The organism is Pseudomonas sp. GD03875, assembly GCF_029840585.1.
Classification (GTDB): Bacteria; Pseudomonadota; Gammaproteobacteria; order Pseudomonadales; family Pseudomonadaceae; genus Aquipseudomonas; species Aquipseudomonas paralcaligenes.
Genome location: NZ_JAOCCV010000023.1, coordinates 1 through 16965 on the forward strand (window position 1 = coordinate 1; position 16965 = coordinate 16965).

General features: G+C 68.4%; 16 protein-coding genes. All 16 read right to left on the minus strand.

The window, feature by feature from the left end; all coding sequences use genetic code 11:
* Window positions 1–28: 28 nt before the first annotated feature.
* The 16 genes from N5D30_RS18270 to N5D30_RS18345 all read right to left on the minus strand — a co-directional run bounded on the left by N5D30_RS18270 (window position 29) and on the right by N5D30_RS18345 (window position 16952).
* Entirely contained in the window at window positions 29–1612 is a 1584-nt protein-coding gene (locus N5D30_RS18270; protein ID WP_279910097.1) for an aldehyde dehydrogenase (NADP(+)), read from the minus strand.
* A gap of 94 nt (window positions 1613–1706) precedes the next feature.
* Window positions 1707–2642, minus strand: coding sequence for a dihydrodipicolinate synthase family protein (locus tag N5D30_RS18275; RefSeq protein WP_279910099.1), 936 nt, complete (start codon window positions 2640–2642; stop codon window positions 1707–1709).
* Window positions 2643–2858: 216 nt separating this feature from the next.
* A complete protein-coding gene (locus tag N5D30_RS18280; RefSeq protein WP_279910100.1) occupies window positions 2859–3896 on the minus strand; it encodes a proline racemase family protein in 1038 nt (345 codons plus the stop codon).
* Window positions 3897–3966: 70 nt separating this feature from the next.
* Complete coding sequence (locus N5D30_RS18285; RefSeq protein WP_220812619.1) at window positions 3967–4689, minus strand: amino acid ABC transporter ATP-binding protein; 723 nt, start codon at window positions 4687–4689, stop codon at window positions 3967–3969.
* Window positions 4682–5332: an amino acid ABC transporter permease gene (locus N5D30_RS18290; RefSeq protein ID WP_220812618.1), complete on the minus strand. Its 651-nt coding sequence runs from the start codon at window positions 5330–5332 to the stop codon at window positions 4682–4684. Before N5D30_RS18290 ends, N5D30_RS18285 begins: the two co-directional genes overlap by 8 nt.
* Before the next feature lie 13 nt (window positions 5333–5345).
* Complete coding sequence (locus N5D30_RS18295; RefSeq protein ID WP_220812617.1) at window positions 5346–6011, minus strand: amino acid ABC transporter permease; 666 nt, start codon at window positions 6009–6011, stop codon at window positions 5346–5348.
* Window positions 6012–6014: 3 nt separating this feature from the next.
* The gene (locus tag N5D30_RS18300) at window positions 6015–7784 is read right to left on the minus strand and encodes an aconitase family protein (RefSeq protein ID WP_279910101.1); all 1770 of its coding nucleotides are present in this window, start codon (window positions 7782–7784) and stop codon (window positions 6015–6017) included.
* A gap of 13 nt (window positions 7785–7797) precedes the next feature.
* Window positions 7798–8616, minus strand: a complete 819-nt coding sequence (locus N5D30_RS18305; protein WP_220812615.1) for a transporter substrate-binding domain-containing protein — start codon at window positions 8614–8616, stop codon at window positions 7798–7800.
* 250 nt (window positions 8617–8866) lie between these two features.
* Window positions 8867–9619 (minus strand): AraC family transcriptional regulator, encoded by a 753-nt coding sequence (locus N5D30_RS18310; RefSeq protein WP_279910103.1) that lies wholly within the window; start codon window positions 9617–9619, stop codon window positions 8867–8869.
* Window positions 9620–9696: 77 nt separating this feature from the next.
* A complete protein-coding gene (locus tag N5D30_RS18315) occupies window positions 9697–10938 on the minus strand; it encodes an FAD/NAD(P)-binding oxidoreductase (protein WP_279910104.1) in 1242 nt (413 codons plus the stop codon).
* Window positions 10935–11171 (minus strand): (2Fe-2S)-binding protein, encoded by a 237-nt coding sequence (locus N5D30_RS18320; protein ID WP_279910105.1) that lies wholly within the window; start codon window positions 11169–11171, stop codon window positions 10935–10937. Before N5D30_RS18320 ends, N5D30_RS18315 begins: the two co-directional genes overlap by 4 nt.
* Window positions 11164–12273 (minus strand): FAD-dependent oxidoreductase, encoded by a 1110-nt coding sequence (locus N5D30_RS18325; protein WP_279910107.1) that lies wholly within the window; start codon window positions 12271–12273, stop codon window positions 11164–11166. The genes N5D30_RS18320 and N5D30_RS18325 overlap by 8 nt, the downstream gene beginning before the upstream one ends.
* Window positions 12270–13205, minus strand: coding sequence for a 4-hydroxyproline epimerase (locus N5D30_RS18330; RefSeq protein WP_279910108.1), 936 nt, complete (start codon window positions 13203–13205; stop codon window positions 12270–12272). Before N5D30_RS18330 ends, N5D30_RS18325 begins: the two co-directional genes overlap by 4 nt.
* Window positions 13206–13328: 123 nt before the next feature.
* A complete protein-coding gene (locus tag N5D30_RS18335) occupies window positions 13329–14444 on the minus strand; it encodes a glycosyltransferase family 4 protein (protein WP_279910109.1) in 1116 nt (371 codons plus the stop codon).
* Complete coding sequence (locus N5D30_RS18340; RefSeq protein ID WP_279910110.1) at window positions 14444–15574, minus strand: glycosyltransferase family 1 protein; 1131 nt, start codon at window positions 15572–15574, stop codon at window positions 14444–14446. Before N5D30_RS18340 ends, N5D30_RS18335 begins: the two co-directional genes overlap by 1 nt.
* Entirely contained in the window at window positions 15555–16952 is a 1398-nt protein-coding gene (locus N5D30_RS18345; protein WP_279910111.1) for a glycosyltransferase family 1 protein, read from the minus strand. The genes N5D30_RS18340 and N5D30_RS18345 overlap by 20 nt, the downstream gene beginning before the upstream one ends.
* Window positions 16953–16965: the final 13 nt, after the last annotated feature.

Consider the following 16965-nt stretch of genomic DNA (forward strand, 5'->3'; position numbering starts at 1 on the left):
GTCGCTGGTTGCTGAGCCGACACACTTTTCAGGCCAGCGATTCCCGCGTGGTGATGCCGTCGACCAGCCGGGCCAGGCCCAGCGGGTTGGCGTTCTTCAGGGCGTCCGGCAGCAGCGCGTCCGGGCAGTTCTGGTAGCACACCGGGCGCAGGAAACGGTCGATCGCCAGGCTGCCGACCGAGGTGCCGCGGGCGTCCGAGGTGGCCGGGTAGGGGCCGCCGTGGACCATGGCGTCGCACACTTCCACGCCGGTCGGGTAGCCGTTGAACAGCACCCGGCCGACCTTCTGTTCGAGCAGTGGCAACAGGTCGCCGTGGGCTTCCAGGTCGGCCGGCTCGGCGGTCAGGGTGGCGGTCAGCTGGCCGCGCAGGCCGTGCAGCGCGCGGACCAGCTCGGCCTTGTCGGCCACTTCCACCACCACGGTCACCGGACCGAACACCTCCTCCTGCAACAGCTCGTCGCCGCCCAGCAGCAGAGAGACGTCGGCCTGGAACAGTTGCGGACGCGCCTGGCGGCCTTCCTGTGGCTGGCCGGCCAGGTGCTTCACGCCCGGGTGGGTGTGCAGCGCGGCCAGGCCGTGCTGGTAGCTGGCCAGGGTGCCGGCGTTGAGCATGGTCTGCGCCGGACGCTGGCCGATCTCGGCGATCAGGCTGGCGGTGAACACGCTGAAGGCCGGCGAGGCGATGCCGATGACCAGGCCCGGATTGGTGCAGAACTGGCCGCAGCCGAGCACCACCGAGTCGGCCAGTTCGCGGGCGATCTTCTCGCCACGGGCTTCGAGGGCGGCGGGCAGCACCAGCACTGGGTTGATCGAACTCATCTCGGCGAATACCGGGATCGGCTGCGGTCGCGCGGCGGCCATGTCGCACAGGGCACGGCCGCCCTTCAGCGAGCCGGTGAAGCCGACCGCCTGGATCGCCGGGTGCTTGACCAGCCATTCGCCGACCCCGCCGCCGTAGACCATGTTGAACACGCCGGCCGGCATGCCGGTTTTCTCTGCCGCCCTGATGATCGCCTGGGCTACCAGCTCGGCGGTGGCCATGTGGCCGCTGTGGGCCTTGAACACCACCGGGCAGCCGGCCGCCAGCGCGGCGGCGGTGTCGCCGCCGGCGGTGGAGAAGGCCAGCGGGAAGTTGCTAGCGCCGAACACCGCCACCGGGCCGACGCCGGTGCGGTACTGGCGCAGGTCCGGGCGCGGCAGCGGCTGGCGCTCGGGCAGGGCGCGGTCGATGCGAGCGCCGAGGAAGTCGCCACGCCGCAGCACCTTGGCGAACAGGCGCATCTGCCCGCTGGTGCGGCCGCGCTCGCCCTGGATGCGCGCGGCCGGCAGAGCGGTTTCGCGGCATACCAGTTGGACGAAATCGTCGCCGAGGGCATCGATCTCGTCGGCGATGGCGTCGAGGAAAGCAGCGCGGCGCTCCGGGCTCAGCTGGCGATAGGCCGGGTAGGCGGCCTCGGCGGCGCAGGCGGCGGCGTCCACCTCGGCCTCGGTGGCCTGGTGGAAGCGGTAGGGCAGCACCTCGCCGGTGGTGGCGTCGAGGCTCTGCAGGATGATCTCGCCGGCGGCGCTGCGGCCGCCGGCGATGAAGTTGTGGCCGATGGTGGCGGGCATTGTTAGCTCCTGTCGGGGGCCTGTGAACAGATCAACGTGGCCATGGCATGCCAACGGCCGGATGCACTGGAAGCATCCGGTCGCAGTACAGCGATCAGGCGGCCGACCAGTTGGCGTACCACTGGCGGAACAGCGCGTACTGGGTTTCGGCGTAGTGGCGCTGGGCGTCGCTGAGCACATCGGTTTCGTTGAAGTGCAGGGTGTATTCCTGGTCGCCGTTGAGCACCATCAGGTACTTGTAGTAGAGGACCAGGTCGCAGCCTTCGTCGAAGGACGACAGCACGTTCAGCGCCTCGGACAGCTCCAGGGCGCGGCGGCGGGCAACGGCGTCGCCCTTGGCGGCCTGCTTGCTCAGTTCGACCAGTTGCAGCACTTCGCGCGGCAGGGCGTTGCCGATACCGGTGATGGCGCCGGTCGCGCCGCAATTGACGAAACCGTGCACCACCTGGGTATCGACGCCGGCCATGAGAATCACATCGTCATCCTGCGAGGTGATGTGTTCGGCGGCGTAGCGCATGTCGGCGGCGCCGCCGAATTCCTTGAAGCCGATCAGGTTGGGGTACTTGCGGCGCAGCTTGAAGAACAGGTCGGCGCGGGTGGCGAAGCCGTAGTACGGGCTGTTGTAGATCACCGCCGGCAGCTTCGGCGCCGCTTCGAGGATGGCAGAGAAGTGCGCTTCCTGGGCGGCCGGCGAAGCGCCACGGGACAGCACGCGCGGGATGACCATCAGGCCATGGGCGCCGACCTTGGCTGCGTGGGCGGCGTGGGATACCGCTTCGCGACTGTTCACCGCGCCCGTGCCGACGATGGTGGGGATGCCGGCGGCGACCAGGCGCGCCACTCCTTCCTGGCGTTCGGCCTCGGTGAGCAACGGCCAGTCGCCCATGGAGCCGCAGTAGACCACGGCGCTCATGCCGGCCTGGATCAGCTCGTGGCCCTTGCGCACCAGGGCGTCGAAGTCCGGCTTGCGCTCGGCGGTGCAAGGGGTCATCAGGGCGGGGATGGTGCCGGTGAAGATGTTGCTGCTCATGGTGTTGCCTCCTGGGCAGGGTCAAAGTATTTCGTATACGAAAACAAATGGCCGTTATAAGCCCTTGTTTCCATGGGTTGGGCCTGGGCCCGGTTCATAGCGCCGGCGAGGCGGCGGTTTTCAAGTTTTTCCGAGCATCTGTGGGGATGCTTGCGCCTGAAAGATCGCGGACAAGTCCGCTCCCACGATGATTGGCTCAGTTTTCCTGGCGCATTCCTACAGCTTCAACTCCACCGGCCAGGTATCCGAGAGGCGGTAACCGGTCGGCCACGGGTCGCTCGGGTCGAGCAGGTGCTGGTGGGTGCCGGTGATCCAGGCGCGCCCGGACAGGCAGGGGTAGATGGCCGCGCGCCCAGCGACTTCGGTCAGCGAGTCGATGCGGCAATGGAACTCCGAGCCGATGATCGAGCGGCCGATGAAGCGCTCGCCCACCGCCAGCTGGCCCTTGGTGTGCAGTACCGCCATGCGCGCCGAACAGCCGGTACCGCAGGGCGAACGGTCGATCTTGCCGGGGCGGATCACCACCGCGTTGGCGGCGGTCAGCACGCCGTCGATGCGCTCCACCGGCGCGGCGATCTGGCAGAACGAAATATGCGCCCAGTCCTTGTTCAGCGGATGCACGAAGCCGAGCTGCTCGTTGGCCGCGCGGGTGATCTTCAGGCCGGTGGCGACCAGGTCGGCGGCCTCGTCGGCGGTCAGGGCGAAGCCCAGGGTGCGCGCGTCGGCGATGACGAAGCTGTCGCCGCCGTAGGCGGTGTCGACCTTGAGGCTGCCGAGGCCTTCGACCTCGATCATGGCGTCCAGCCTGTCGGCGAAGGACGGCACGTTCTTCACCTCCACCCGCTGCACCTTGCCGTCGCGGCACTGGGCCACGGCCTCGATCAGGCCGCCCGGCGCCTCCAGCACCAGGCGGGTCTCCGGCTCGGTCATCGGCAGGATGCCGCTGTCGAGCAGCACGGTGGACACGCACAGCGAGTTGGAGCCGGACATGGGCGGCGTGTCGGCCGGCTCCATGATGATCCAGGCCATCTGCGCGCGCGGGTCCTTGGCCGGCACCAGCAGGTTGACGTGGCGGAATACGCCGCCGCGCGGTTCGTTCAGCACGAAGTTGCGCAGCTCCTCGTCGCGGGCGATCCAGCGCGACTGTTCCCAGACAGTGTCGCCCGGCGGCGGGGCGACGCCGCCGACGATGACGTCGCCGACCTCGCCCTCGGCGTGGCAGCTGACCACGTGGATGATCTTGCTCGAACGCATGTGTTTCTCCTGTATCGCGAGGGCCTGTAACACCCTCACCCCATCCCTCTCCCACAAGGGGAGAGGGGGCTTAAAGCACCGACTTCAGGAAGTCCGCGGTCTCCGGCTTCTGCGGGTTGCCGATGACCTGGTCGGGCGAGCCGATCTCGTGCACCAGACCGTTGCGGAAGAACGCCACGCGGTCGGACACGTCGCGGGCGAAGCGGATTTCGTGGGTCACCAGGATCATGGTCATGCCCTCCTCGGCGAGCAGGCGCATGGTGTCCAGCACCTCGCCCACCAGTTGGGGGTCGAGGGCGCTGGTGGCCTCGTCGAACAGCATGTAGTCCGGGCTCATGGCCAGCGCGCGGGCGATCGCCATGCGCTGCTGCTGGCCGCCGGAGAGCTTGCCGGGGAAGACCTTGAGCTTCTCCGCCAGGCCCACGTGGGTGAGCTGCTTGACGGCCATCGCCTCGGCCTCCTCCTTGCTCAGGCCGAGCACCTTGCGCGGCGCCAGCATGACGTTCTCCAGCACGGTCAGGTGGGGGAAGGCGTTCCACTGCTGGAACACGATGCCGATCTTCTGCCGCAGCTTGTTCAGGTCGGTGCCCGGGGCGTGCACCTCGGTGCCGTCGACGCGGATGCTGCCCTTCTGGATCGGTTCCAGGCCGTTGATGCACATCAGCAGGGTGCTCTTGCCGGAGCCGGAGCCGCCGATGATCGACACCACTTCGCCTTTTTCCACCGTCAGGCTGACGCCCTTGATGACTTCGAGGTCGCCGAAGGATTTATGGACGTTGTCGATCTCAATCATTTTCCTGCCACCTTTTCTCCAGCCGGGCGCCCAGCTGGGCCACCACCAGGCTCATGACGTAGTAGATGAGGCCGGCGATGCACAGCACCAGCAGCGGCTCCTGAATACGGGTAACGATGGTCTGCGAGGCGCGCAGCAGCTCGACGATGCCGATCCACATGACCAGCGCGGTGTCCTTCATCACGCTCAGCGCCAGGTTGAGCCAGCCGGGGAAGGCCACCCGGGTAGCGATCGGCAGCACGATGTAGCGCAGGTCCTGGAAGTAGCTCAGGCCCAGCGAGCGCGAGGCGCGGCGCAGGTTCGGCGGCACCGCCAGCACGCCGCTGCGGACCACTTCGGTGCAGAAGGCCGCGGCGTACACGCCGAGCACGACGCAACCGACGGTGAAGGCGCTGATGTTCAGCCCGGCGATGCTCTTGAGCGCGTTGAACAGGACGAACTGGATCAGCAGCGGTACGCTGCGGAACACATCGAGCACCCAGGCCAGCGGCAGGGTGAGGCGCGGCAGGGTGGCGCGCAGCAGGCCGAAGAGGACGCCGGCGACGGTGCCGATCAGCATCGCGCCGACGGTCAGCTTGAGGGTGATCCAGGCGCCCTGCAGCATGAACAGCAGGTCGTTGGAGGTGAGGCTGGTTTCGAACATGCCCGGCCCTCCCTCAGTAGCGGAACAGACGCCAGGCCATCAGGCGCGCGACGAGCACGATGGTCTTGGCGATCAGGTAATAGAGCACCGCCGCCATGGCGAAGTACTCGAAGGTGCGGAAGGTCTTCACGTTGTAGTCCTGGGTGACGCCGGTGAGGTCGTTGTTGAGGCCGACGATCACGCCCAGCGAGGTCATCAGCACGGCCCACACCATCTGGTTGGAAAGCGGGTGGAAGACGATGCGCAGCAGCTGCGGGACGATGATCATGCGGTAGGCCTGGAAGGCGCTCATGCCCAGCGAGCGGGCCGCCTTCATCTGCGTCTCCGGCACTGCCTTGAGGCCGCCGCGGAAGTTCTCCGCCAGGTAGCCGGCGTTGTTGAAGGTGATGCCGGCGAGCAGGGCGACCCAGGAGCTGACGTGCAGGCCGAAGCTGCCGAGGCCGAAGTAGAGGATGTAGATCTGGAACAACGAGGGCGTGTTGCGGGCGATGGAGACCCAGGTGTTGGCGAAGTGCCGGGGCACCGGGTTCTTCATCTGCCGCATCACCGTCAGCAGCAGGGCGATCAGGGTGCCGAGGAGCATTGACAGGGCTGCCGTCTCCAGGGTGACCCAGGCGCCTGCCAGCATGTCGGGCAGTGCCTTGAACGCCGAGCGCCAGTGGAAGGTGTAATCGAACATCGATCAGCGATTCCCTTGGGGTTGATGTTGACCCAGCCAGGCCGGGAGTTGTCCCTGGTTGCGCCCGGTGCAGGCGGCCTCGACGCAGGCGGCGAGGCTGCCGAAGTGCACGCGCCGGCCGACCAGGCCGGGGGCGTAGTGGGCGTACTTGCCCGAGTTGGTCATCAGGGTGGTGCTGCCCGGTGGCACCACCGGCTCGCCGAGCATGCACCAGCAGGTGTCGGTCACCAGGCGCGCGCCGAATGCTTCCAGCGTAGCCACATGGCCGGCCGCCGTTGCGCGCTCGTGCACGGCGCGCCCGCAGGTGATCACCAGGTGCGTGTCCGGGTGCCGGCGGCGGCCTTCGCAGAGCTGGGCCAGCACGGCCAGCTCCGCGGCGGAACAGTGCGGGTTGCCCAGGGCCACCAGCTGCACGCCGGGTGATTCGGCGCTGTTCAGTTCCCACCAGCTGTCGAGCAGGTCGGCGATGGTCACCCGCAGGTGCTTGGCTGGTGCCTTGCCGCCGAGGGCGCTGGCCACGTCCGGCGCCTCCGGGGTGATCCCGGCGATATGGAACATGGACGCCGCCGAGGTGGTGGCGAAGGCGGCGCCGAAGGCCTTGAGCGCGTCGGAGTCGGCGGCGCTCAGCTCCAGCCCGCAGAGCAGCGGGATGTCGCTGCCGGCGAGCAGGCCGACGTGGTAGCCGAGCAGCGGCCAGAAGCTGTCGTCCACCTGCCGGGGCGCCTCGACCTCGATCAGCAGGCTGGCGTGGCGGCCCTCGTCCAGGTGGCTGCCGCTGCGCGGCGCGCGGCCGGTGAGGGCGATGCAGATGTCCAGGTAGTCCGGGTACTTGAGGGTGCGCGCGCCGAGCACGCTGTTGGCGTAGACCACGGCGTTGGATTCGGCCCAGACGATCTGCTCGCCCAGCGCCGGCGCGCTGTCCAGCAGGTAGGGCGCGCAGGTGTAGCTGAGCGCCGCGCCCATGGCCATGTACACGTCGCCGAGGGCACTGGCCGGCTCGCCGAACGCCGGGTCGATGCCGAGGGCGCGCCATTGGCGCTGGTCCACCGAGATCGAGTTGAGCGTGGTCGGCACGCAGACCCTGGCGCTCCAGTCCAGCAACTGCTGGGCGAAGCGCAGGCAGGCCGGGCCGGTGTAGATGCAGCCGTCGATGTGCGCCTGGGTCACGTCGATCAGCTCGCGGGCGCCCTGCAGCTCGGCCATGCGCAGCACCAGCTGCATCGCCACCTGGGCGGCCCTGCCGTGTGCGCCGGCGAGGATGGCGCGGTCGCGCTCGCTCAGGGCGATGCTGCTCGGCTGGGTGTGGTCATGGGCGATCGGCTCGGCGCGCCAATCGTCGTCCGGCGTGTTAGGGAACAGTTGCAGATGCTCGCCGTCGACCCGGGCGATGGTGCCGGCGTGGCGCTCCAGCTGGGCGAAGGCCGCGTGGCCGATGCACAGCACCGGCAGCTGGACGTCGAACACGTGCTCGGCGACCAGGGCGCCGAGGGTGAGGATCTCGTCGGGTTCGGCCAGCACCAGCGCCGCCGGTGCCGGGCCGTTGAGGATCAGTTCCAGCAGGACGCTGCTGCCGGTGCAGGAGCCGCGTCCGCTGGGAATGGCCAGGACGCGCCCGGCCAGGGATTGCCCGCTCAGCGGGTGGTGACGGTCGATCACCTCGCCGCTGAACGGATCGACGCCGCCCCAGAAGCTGAGGCCCAGGTCGGCGTACAGCAGAGGCCCCTGGCCCCTGCCCGCCACCAGGCTGCGGCCGTCGATCCGGACTGCGGTCATCGTCATCGGCCTGTCAGTAGTACACGCCGGGAACGGTCAGGTTGGCCGGCTTGATCTCGTCGCCGACCCACTTCTTCCACAGCTCGTCGTAGCGGCCGTTGCGCACCTGCTGGTTGACGAACAGGTTGAGGTAGTTGATCAGGCCGTACTCGTTGCGCTTGGCGGCCAGGGACACGTAGTCGACCACATAGGGCGCGTCGCCGGCGACCTTCAGGCCCTTGTACTTGCCGGACTTGAGGGTGGCGGCGGCCACGGTGTTGGTCACCACGGTGGCGTCGATGTGGCCCTGGGCCACGGCGAGGATGGTGTCGTTCTGCGACTGGTAGGCGCGGAAGCTGCCCTCGCCCCAGGCCTTCTGGTCCTTCTCCAGGGCGATGGCCTCGTAGGTGCCGCTGGTGTTGCCCAGCTTCTTGCCCTTGAGGTCGGCGTAGCTGTTCACGCCGGCGTCCTCGCGGGTCAGCACGACCATCTGGAAGGCGAAGTAGGGCACGGTCATGCCCACGGTCTTGGCGCGCTCCAGGGTGTCGGAGGTGGAGGCGACGATCACGTCGGCGCGGCCGGAGACCAGCGCGGGGATGCGGTCCGGGAACGGTGTCTCGACCACTTCGGCATCGACGCCGAGGACCTTGGCCAGGTCGTTGCAGTAGTCCACATCGAAGCCGGCCGGCTTGTTGCTCTCGTCGCGGAAGCCCATGGGCGGGAAGTCGAGGGTCACGGCGCAGCGCAGCTTGCCGGATTCGATGATGTCGTCGAGCTTGTCGGCCTGGGCGGTGGCGGCGAGAGATGCGCTTAGGGCAGCGCCCAGGGCGATGGCGAGGGTCTTTCTATTCATGTGCAGCCTCATGATGTGATGGTTGGCAGATGAAACAGAGGTATCTTGAATTTCGTATACGATATTTACTTTGCAAGCCCTATGCCGGATCGCTCGCCGCAGGCGCGCGAATGTTCCAGCCCCCGCCGCGCCGGGCCGGGGCATCATGCGAAGGGGTGAGAATCAGACTAGTCGGGCGCTTTCGTGACCGCTCGGTGTTACATAACGAAGCATGGGCGCACCCGCGTGCCCCCAAACGGAACACGCAGGCTCAGCGGGTGCGGTGGGAGTCGCGGTACTGGCTGGGAGAGAGGCCGGTGAGGGCCTTGAACTGGCGGCTGAAGGCGCTGTGGTCGGTGTAGCCGCAGCGCAGGGCGATCTCGGTGATCGGCAGCTCGCCCAGCAGCAGCTGCGAGGCGGCGCCGAGGCGTGCCTTGTGGATCATCTGCCGCGGGGTGAGCTGGAAGATGCGCTTGCAGTGGCGTTCCAGCTGCGCCACCGAGAGCCCGGCGATGGCGGTCAGCTCGGCCAGGCTGATGGGCTGGGCGTAGTGGCGGCGGATGTGCTCGTCCACCGCCGCCAGCTTCTGGTAGGCCGGGTGCGCCGCCTGGGCGGCCTGCAGGTCGCAGGAGATGCCGGCCATGCCGATGATGGTGCCGTCGGCATCGCGCAGGGCCAGCTTGTGGGTCAGGCACCAGCCGGGCTGGCGGCCGGGATAGAGGTGCAGCTCCAGCTGGTCCTCGAGGCCGCCGCCCTCGCCCAGCACCTGCAGGTCCTGGGCGGTGTAAAGCGGGCCGAAGCGCGAGGGGAAGACGTCCTCGGCGGTGCGTCCGAGCAGTTCGCGCTTGTCCTTGAAGCCGCAGCGGGTGGCCAGGGTCTGGTTGACCAGCACGTAGCGCGCCTGCGGGTCCTTGACGAAGAACACCACGCCGGGCATCGCGTCGAGCAGCGGCGCGATGGCGCCGAGGCTGGCGAGCAGGCTGGGCAGGTCGGCGGGGGCGGATGGCGGCAGCAGGTCGAGCATGAGGTGGTCGCGTGCGGGCCCGGGGCGCCCATTGTGCGCAGCGCGGTGGACAGCGGACAAGCGCCCCGCCCGCCGCCTCATTCTCCGCCGAGCCGCAGCAGGGTCTCGATGCGCGTCGGGCTGAACGGTGGGCGCGGCGCCGGCGGTTGCCAGCCGAACAGGACCTGGGCGGCGGCGCCGCAGACGCGGCCCTGGCAGGCGCCCATGCCGCAGCGGCTGGCCATCTTCGCCTGGCTCCAGCCGCCATGATCGGCGAGGGCGGCCAGCGGCACGTCCTCGCAGCGGCAGATCAGGGTGTCCGGCCGGGCCAGTCGCTTCACCTCGTCGCCCAGGGCGAAGGCGGCGTTCAGTGTCTTCGCGAAGCCGTGCCAGCGCCTGCGCTGTGGCCACAAGCGCTGCGCCGCCTTGCGCTCGCCGACCGCCGCGTGGCCGGCGATGGCGCCTTCCACCAGGGCCTTCTCGCTGCCGCCGAAACCGGTGCTCTCACCGGCGGCGTAGACCCCGTCCAGGTCGGTGGCCTGCCAGGCGTCGACGGCGATAGCGCTATTGGTGATGCGACAGCCCAGGGCCTGGCCGAGCTGCAGGTTGGGGACCAGGCCGAAGCCGCAGGCCAGGCGCTCGCAGGCAATTTCCCTGATCGTTCCGCCGATGCTCAGGCGCACCGCTTCGAGATGGCCGTCGCCCAGCGCTTCGACAACATGGCTGCCGACCCGGTAGCCGGGATGGAACAGGCCGAACGACTGCAGCAGCTTGTTCGGCCAGCGCGGTAGTTGCGCGGCGAAGCCGGCCACGGCCGACCAGCTCGCCTGTTCGGCGATGTGCAGTACCCGTGCGCCGTTGTCCCTCGCCGTGGCGGCGCTGGCCAGCAGCAGCGGGCCGCTGCCGGCGATGACGATACGCTCGCCCGCCACCGGCATGCCGCCCTTGATCAGCGCTTGCAGGCCACCGGCACCGGTGACGCCGGGCAGGGTCCAGCCGGGAAAGGGCAGCAGCAGCTCGCGGGCGCCGGTGCAGAGGATCAGTGTGTCGTATTCGATGACGCGGCCCTGCTCGGGGTCTTCCACCAGCAGCGCCCGAGGCCCGGCCAGGGCGACCACGCGGGTGGCCGGCAGCAGCTCGATATTGGCCTGCGCCTCCAGGCGCCGGCGATGCTCGCGGGCCAGCGGTGGCAGGTGCGCCTGCGGGCCGTCGCGCCAGATCTGCCCGCCGGCGGCGGGGTTGTCGTCGAGCACGGCGATGCGCGCGCCGCTCGGCGCGGCGGCCAGCGCCGCGGCCATGCCGGCGGGGCCGGCGCCGACGATCAGGATGTCCACCTTCATGGCCGGCTCTCCACGCGCATGCCGTCGCGGCACAGGGTCTGGCAGGCCAGGCGGCGCTGGCCGTCGATGGTCACCCGGCACTCCTGGCAGATGCCCATGCCGCACACCGGTGCGCGGCGCTGGCCGCTCACCGAGGTGCGGCTGGTGCCGTCGCCGCCGAGCATCAGCGCGGCGGCCACCGTGGAGCCCTCGGCCACCCGCAGCGAGCGGCCGTCGAGAATCAGTTCAGGCATGCGCGCGCACTCCTGGGAAGCGTTGCGGCAGGTAAGGCTCCGGCGCCAGCGGCGCGGCTTCGCCGAACAGTTGGGCGACCAGCAGGTCGGCGCTGCCCGGCGCGGTGGTGACGCCCAGGCCCTCATGGCCGACCGCCAGCCACAGGCCCGGCCGCTGGGGATGCTCGCCGAGCAGCGGCAGGCCATCCGGGCTGGCGGCGCGAAAGCCGGTCCAGGCGCGGATGCCGTTGAGCCTGGCCAGCCCCGGCATGTAGTCGACGGCGCGCTGCAGCAGCTTCGCCAGCATCCACGGCTCGACCTCGGGGTCGCTGGTGCCGAACTGGCGTGAGGCGCCGATGAACAGTTGGCCCGTCGGCCTGGGCTGGATATTGGCGGCGGTCGAGGGGCCGCTGGCGTTGTGCGCGCTGGTCACGTAACCCAGCTCGACCAGGGTGTGGTCGATGCGCCCGGGATAGCGGTCGGTGATCAGCAGGTGGCCCTTCTTCGGTTCGATGGGCAGTTCGGGGCACAGCTCGTTGGCATGGATGCCGCCGGCCAGGATCACCGCCTGGGCGCTCAGCCAGGCGCCGTCTTGCAGACGCACGCGGGTGCCATCGACCTCGGTCGCGCGGCCCTGGCGGACTTCGATAAGCGGATGGTCGAGCAGCCAGCGCGCGGCGTTGGGTGCGTAGAGGATGCCGTCGCCGATCACCCGCAGGCCGCCGTGCAGGCCGTCGCGCAGCTCCGGCTCGGCGCTGCGCAGGGCCTCGGCGCCGAGCAGCTCGCAGTCCAGGCCGTGCTCGCGCAGCACCTGGTACTTGGCCTCGGCCACCGCCATCTCCTCGGCGCTGGCGGCCAGCCACAGGGTGCCGTTCTGCCGGTAGGCGCAGTCCTCCGGCATGTCGCGGGCCCAGTCGCGCCAGCGCTGCACCGAGTACTGGCTGAGTGCGAGCTCGGCCGGGTTGTCGTCGAGCACGATCAGGTGGCCCATGCCGGCGGCGGTAGCGGCGCGCAGACCGGCGTCCAGCACCAGCACGCGCTGGCCGCGCAGGGCCAGCTCGTGGGCGCAGGCGGCGCCGACGATGCCGGCGCCGATGACGATGACGTCGGCGCCGTCACTCACAGGCGGATGCCCCAGGCGAAGGGGTCGTCTGCCTCGATCAGCAGAGTGGCCTCGGCGCTGATGTGCGCGCGGCCGCGGATGGTGGGGATGATGCGGCCGCCTTCGGCGTGCTCGTAGCTGCCCTCGAACTGGCTGCCGATCACGCTGGCCTGGCGCCACAGCTGGCCCGGCTGCAGCTTGCCGTCGGCCGCCAGGCAGGCCAGCTTGGCGCTGGTGCCGGTGCCGCAGGGCGAGCGGTCGTAGGCCTTGCCGGGGCACAGCACGAAGTTGCGGCTGTCGGCCTCGGTGTCGTCGGCGAACAGCTCGATGTGGTCGATCAGGCCGCCGTCCTCGCCGCGGATGCCCTGGTCTTCCAGCGCCTGCTGCACGGCCACCGAGTAGGCGGTGAGCACGTCCAGGTTGTCGCCGGCCACGCGCAGGCCGTGGTCGCTGATCAGGAAGAACCAGTTGCCGCCCCAGGCGATGTCGCCGACCACCTTGCCGTGGCCCGGCACCTCGACTGCGACCGCCTTGCGGTAGCGGTAGGCCGGCACGTTGCGCACGCTCACCGAGCGGTCGTCGTGCAGGGTCGCCTCGACGGTGCCGACCGGCGTCTCGATCCGGTGCACGCCCGGGCCGATACGCCCGAGGTGGGCCAGCGACACCACCAGGCCGATGGTGCCGTGGCCGCACATGCCGAGGTAGCCGGTGTTGTTGAAGAAGATGACTCCGGCACAGGCGCCCGGGTCGACCGGCTCGCACAGCAGGGCGCCGACCAGCACGTCGCTGCCACGCGGCTCCAGAACGCTGGCGGCGCGCCACTGATCGAAGCGTTCGGCCAGCAGCTGGCGGCGTTCGGCCATGTTGCCCTTGCCGAGGTCGGGAAATCCTTCGAGGACCAGGCGGGTGGGTTCGCCGCCGGTGTGCGAGTCGAGTACGCGGATGCGCTGCATGGGAGCTGTCCCTCGGAGCCTGGATGATGGCTAAGGGTGCGACTCAGGGGAGGGGCTAGGCTTGAGGTATTTCCGTCTTCGCCATGACGATATCGGCACAGCGAGGGGCTGAGCGCGAGGTTCTCAGCGGCCCTGCAGCAGCGAGCGATAGAGCTCCGCCATCTGCCCGCCCATGCGATCCGCGGTGAACAGCGCCTGGTAGCGCTCGGCGGCGCGCTGCCCCATGACCGCGGCGCTTTCGGGGTCTTCCCAGATCGTGCGCATGGCCTCGCGCAACGCCTTGGGATCGCTCGGCGGCACGACCAGGCCGGTTTCCCCGTGCAGGTTGATGTAGCTGGTGCCGCTGCCGATTTCGCAGGAGATCAGCGGTTTGCCGTACATCGCCGCTTCCAGCAGGGAAACCCCGAAGGACTCCGAGCGCAGGTGCGAGGGAAACACGAACGCGGTGCACAGCTGCAGCAGCGCGGCCTTGTCCTCTTCGTCGATGCGTCCGGCGAAGTGGATATCTTTCAGCCCCAGGCGTTCGGCCTGGCGCAGCAGCTCCCGCTTCATCGGCCCGGTGCCGGCGATGACCAGGGGATAGCCCGTTCCGGCGATCGCCTCCAGCAGCACGTGCAGCCCCTTGTAGTAGCGCATGACGCCGACGAACAGGAAGAAGCGCGGCCCGCAGCGCTCGGTCCAGTGTTGCAGGCGTTGTGGGTCGGGCTCCGGGAAGGTCGCCTTGTCCAGGCCGTAGGGGATGACTTCGACCTTGTCGCGGTAGCGTTGCAGCACCTCGCTGGTTTCCAGGTAGTTGGGCGAGGCGGCGACTATCTTCCCGGCCTTGCCGAGGAAGCGGCTCATCAGAGGGCGGTAGAGGGCCAGCAGGTACTTCTGGCGGACGATGTCCGAGTGGTAGGACACGACATAGGGCTTGTCGATGTCCGCCACCAGGTGCAGCAGGTCCATGAAGGGCCAGGGGAAGTGGTAATGCACGATGTCCGCCTGGGCGGCCAGCTGCTTGAGGCGCGCGGGGGCGCCGAAGGAAAAGCCGGTCGAGGCCAGCTGCAGGTCCAGCTTGACCCTGTGCACCAGATGATTGCCCACCCGCAGCTGCGCGGGATGCGGGTCGGGGCTGAGCGTCAGCACCTCGCTCTCGACGCCGTGGACCTCGGTGCTCTGGCACAGCTGGTAGATGACCTGTTCGATTCCACCGATGCTTTCCGGCAGGTAGGTCTTGAAAACATGCAGTATGCGCATCAGGACTTCACGGCCTCGCGATAGACTCCGGCGGTGATTTGTGCGCACCGCTGCCAGGAAAAGTCCCTGGCTCGCATCAGACCCGCTTCGCGCAGCGAAGTCCACTTTTCCTGGTCTTCGATCAGCGACTCGATGGCAGCGGCCCAGGCCATATCGTCTTGCGGATCGATGAGCAGGCCGGCCTGGCCAATCACTTCCGGTAGCGCGGAGCGGTCACCTGCGATCACGGGAGTACCGCTGGCCATGGCCTCCAGGACCGGCAGGCCGAAGCCTTCGTAGAGCGAGGGGAACAACAACAGTCGAGCGCCGGCGAACAGTTCGGCCAGTCCGAGATCATCCTGATAACCGAGCAGACGAACCTGCCCACCGGCCAAGGCCCGCTGCAAGGGCTTCTCCAGCTGTTCCGCCCGCCAGCCGGGCATTCCTGCCAAGACTAATGGATATTGTTCGCGCAGTGTAGCCGGTAGGCGCTCGTGGGCGTGCAGCGCCAGCTGCAGGTTCTTGCGCGGCTCCAGGGTGCCGACGCACAGCAGGTAACGTCCGGGTTGCAGTCCCAGCGGGGCCAGGCGGGGAGCCAGCGCCGCCGGCTCGCGCGGCTGGAAGCGTGGCGCATGCCCCAGGGGCGCGACCACGATGCGTTCGGTTGGCACGCCGTAGTGCCGGCGGACCTCCTCGGCGATGAAGTGGGAGTCGACCAGGATGCGCCGTGCCCGTTCCACGCCACGCTCCGAGTAGCGCCGGATCGCGGCGAGGCGGTCCGTCGGCTGGGTCTCGGGGTAATGGACATGGGTCAGGTCGTGCAGGGTCATGACCATCGGCCCCTCGAACTCGAAGGGCCACAGGCTGGGCTCGTGATAGAGGTCGAGCCCAGCGGCCCGCCGGTCGAAGCGCCGTTGCTCGACCGATCTGCGCAGGGTGTAGGCGCCGGGCAGGCGCTTCAACAGCGGGCTGAGGCGGGAGTAGCCGGGCATGGCCGCGGCCGGCAGATCGGCCTGCCAGCTCCAGCCATTGAACAGTTGCAGATCGAACTCGGAATGGGCCGCCAGAGCACGTACCAACTCGGCCAGGTAATGGCCGATACCAGTACGTGGTGCGCGCAGGATCGAGGCGTTAACGGCAACCGAGTACATCGGTGTCGGGAGTGGGCCCCGCAAGGAGAGGCTTGTTGGAAGTGTGGTAGCGCACGCGCCCGATCAGCTGCACGGCCGAGTCTTTCCAGGATAGCCACGACCATTTGCTGACGGCTGTCTGCGCGGGGAATTCGCCGCTGCCTTCGAAGCGGCGCACGAGACGGCACAAAGATTCGGGCTCGGACAGGCCGAAGTAGGCCATCGAGGTGCCGCCGATTTCCCGGAACACCGGGATATCGCTGGCCATCACCGGCAGCCCGCGCTGCATCGCTTCTACCAGTGGCAGGCCGAAGCCTTCCACGTACGAGGGGAAGACCAGGGAGCGCGAATGGCTGTAGCAGTATTCGAGTTCGCGATCGCTGAGGTCGTTGAACATGAACAGACGCTTGTTGATCTGGGGATGCTGTTTGATGCGCTCGATCAGCTTCTCCGTCTTCCAGCCGATCTTGCCGACAAAGCAGAGTGCCACTTCGCTACCCTCGCCCCAGAGACGCTCGAAGGCGTTGAGCAGATAGACGTGGTTCTTGCGCGGCTCGATGGTACTCACCATCAGGTACACCGAGCGGGCCTTGCACATCCGCTTGACCTCGTGGCGCACGGCCTCCCCGGGACGGGACTGGTCCAGTTCGCTACCCAGATAGAAATGGTCGAACCAGCGCAGCTCGGCCTCTTCCCTGCCGAGGCGCCACTGGACCTCGCTGCGCACTTGGTCGCCGATGGTCTTGGAGATGGCCATGAAACCGTCGGCGGTACGGACGATCCAGTCGAACCACTGCTCGAACACCCGGACCAGTCCTTCATCGCAGAACTGCGGATGAGTCAGGGGGATCAGGTCGTAGATGACCGAGACGATACCGATACCCTCGCGCTTCAGGCGCTCGGCGACGGGAAAGAAGTCGGCGTGCCAGGAGGAATCCAGCAGCACCAGGACATCGCCCGGCTGGCAGGTCATTTCCACGGCTCGCGACTTGTCCACGTAGTTCAGGGAGACCTGCGCCAGCAGCTTCTGCGGTATTGCCAGAGAGAAGCTGAGTGCTTTGCACAGCAGACGGAGCAGAAAACGCGACGTGGGCGAACCTTGGAAAGGCCATTTGCGCTCGCGCTTGGCATAGGACAGCCAGATCCTGTTGCGCATCCGGCCCAGGCGATCATGGGTGAGAGACAGCCAGGTCTGGTAATTGCCGGTCCAGCTGCCTCTTCGGCTCGGACTGAGCTGGGTCACGCTGTAGACCTTGCCGTTCTTCAGGATGACTGGAATGCAGACGGCGTCGCGACCTAGTGCGTCCAGGTTCCTGACGATATTGCGCACGACCCGCTGGATACCCGAGTTGTCCTGCGGGTGCTCGTAGACATAGGTGCATTCAATGAGATAACGCATGGGATTCTCGAGA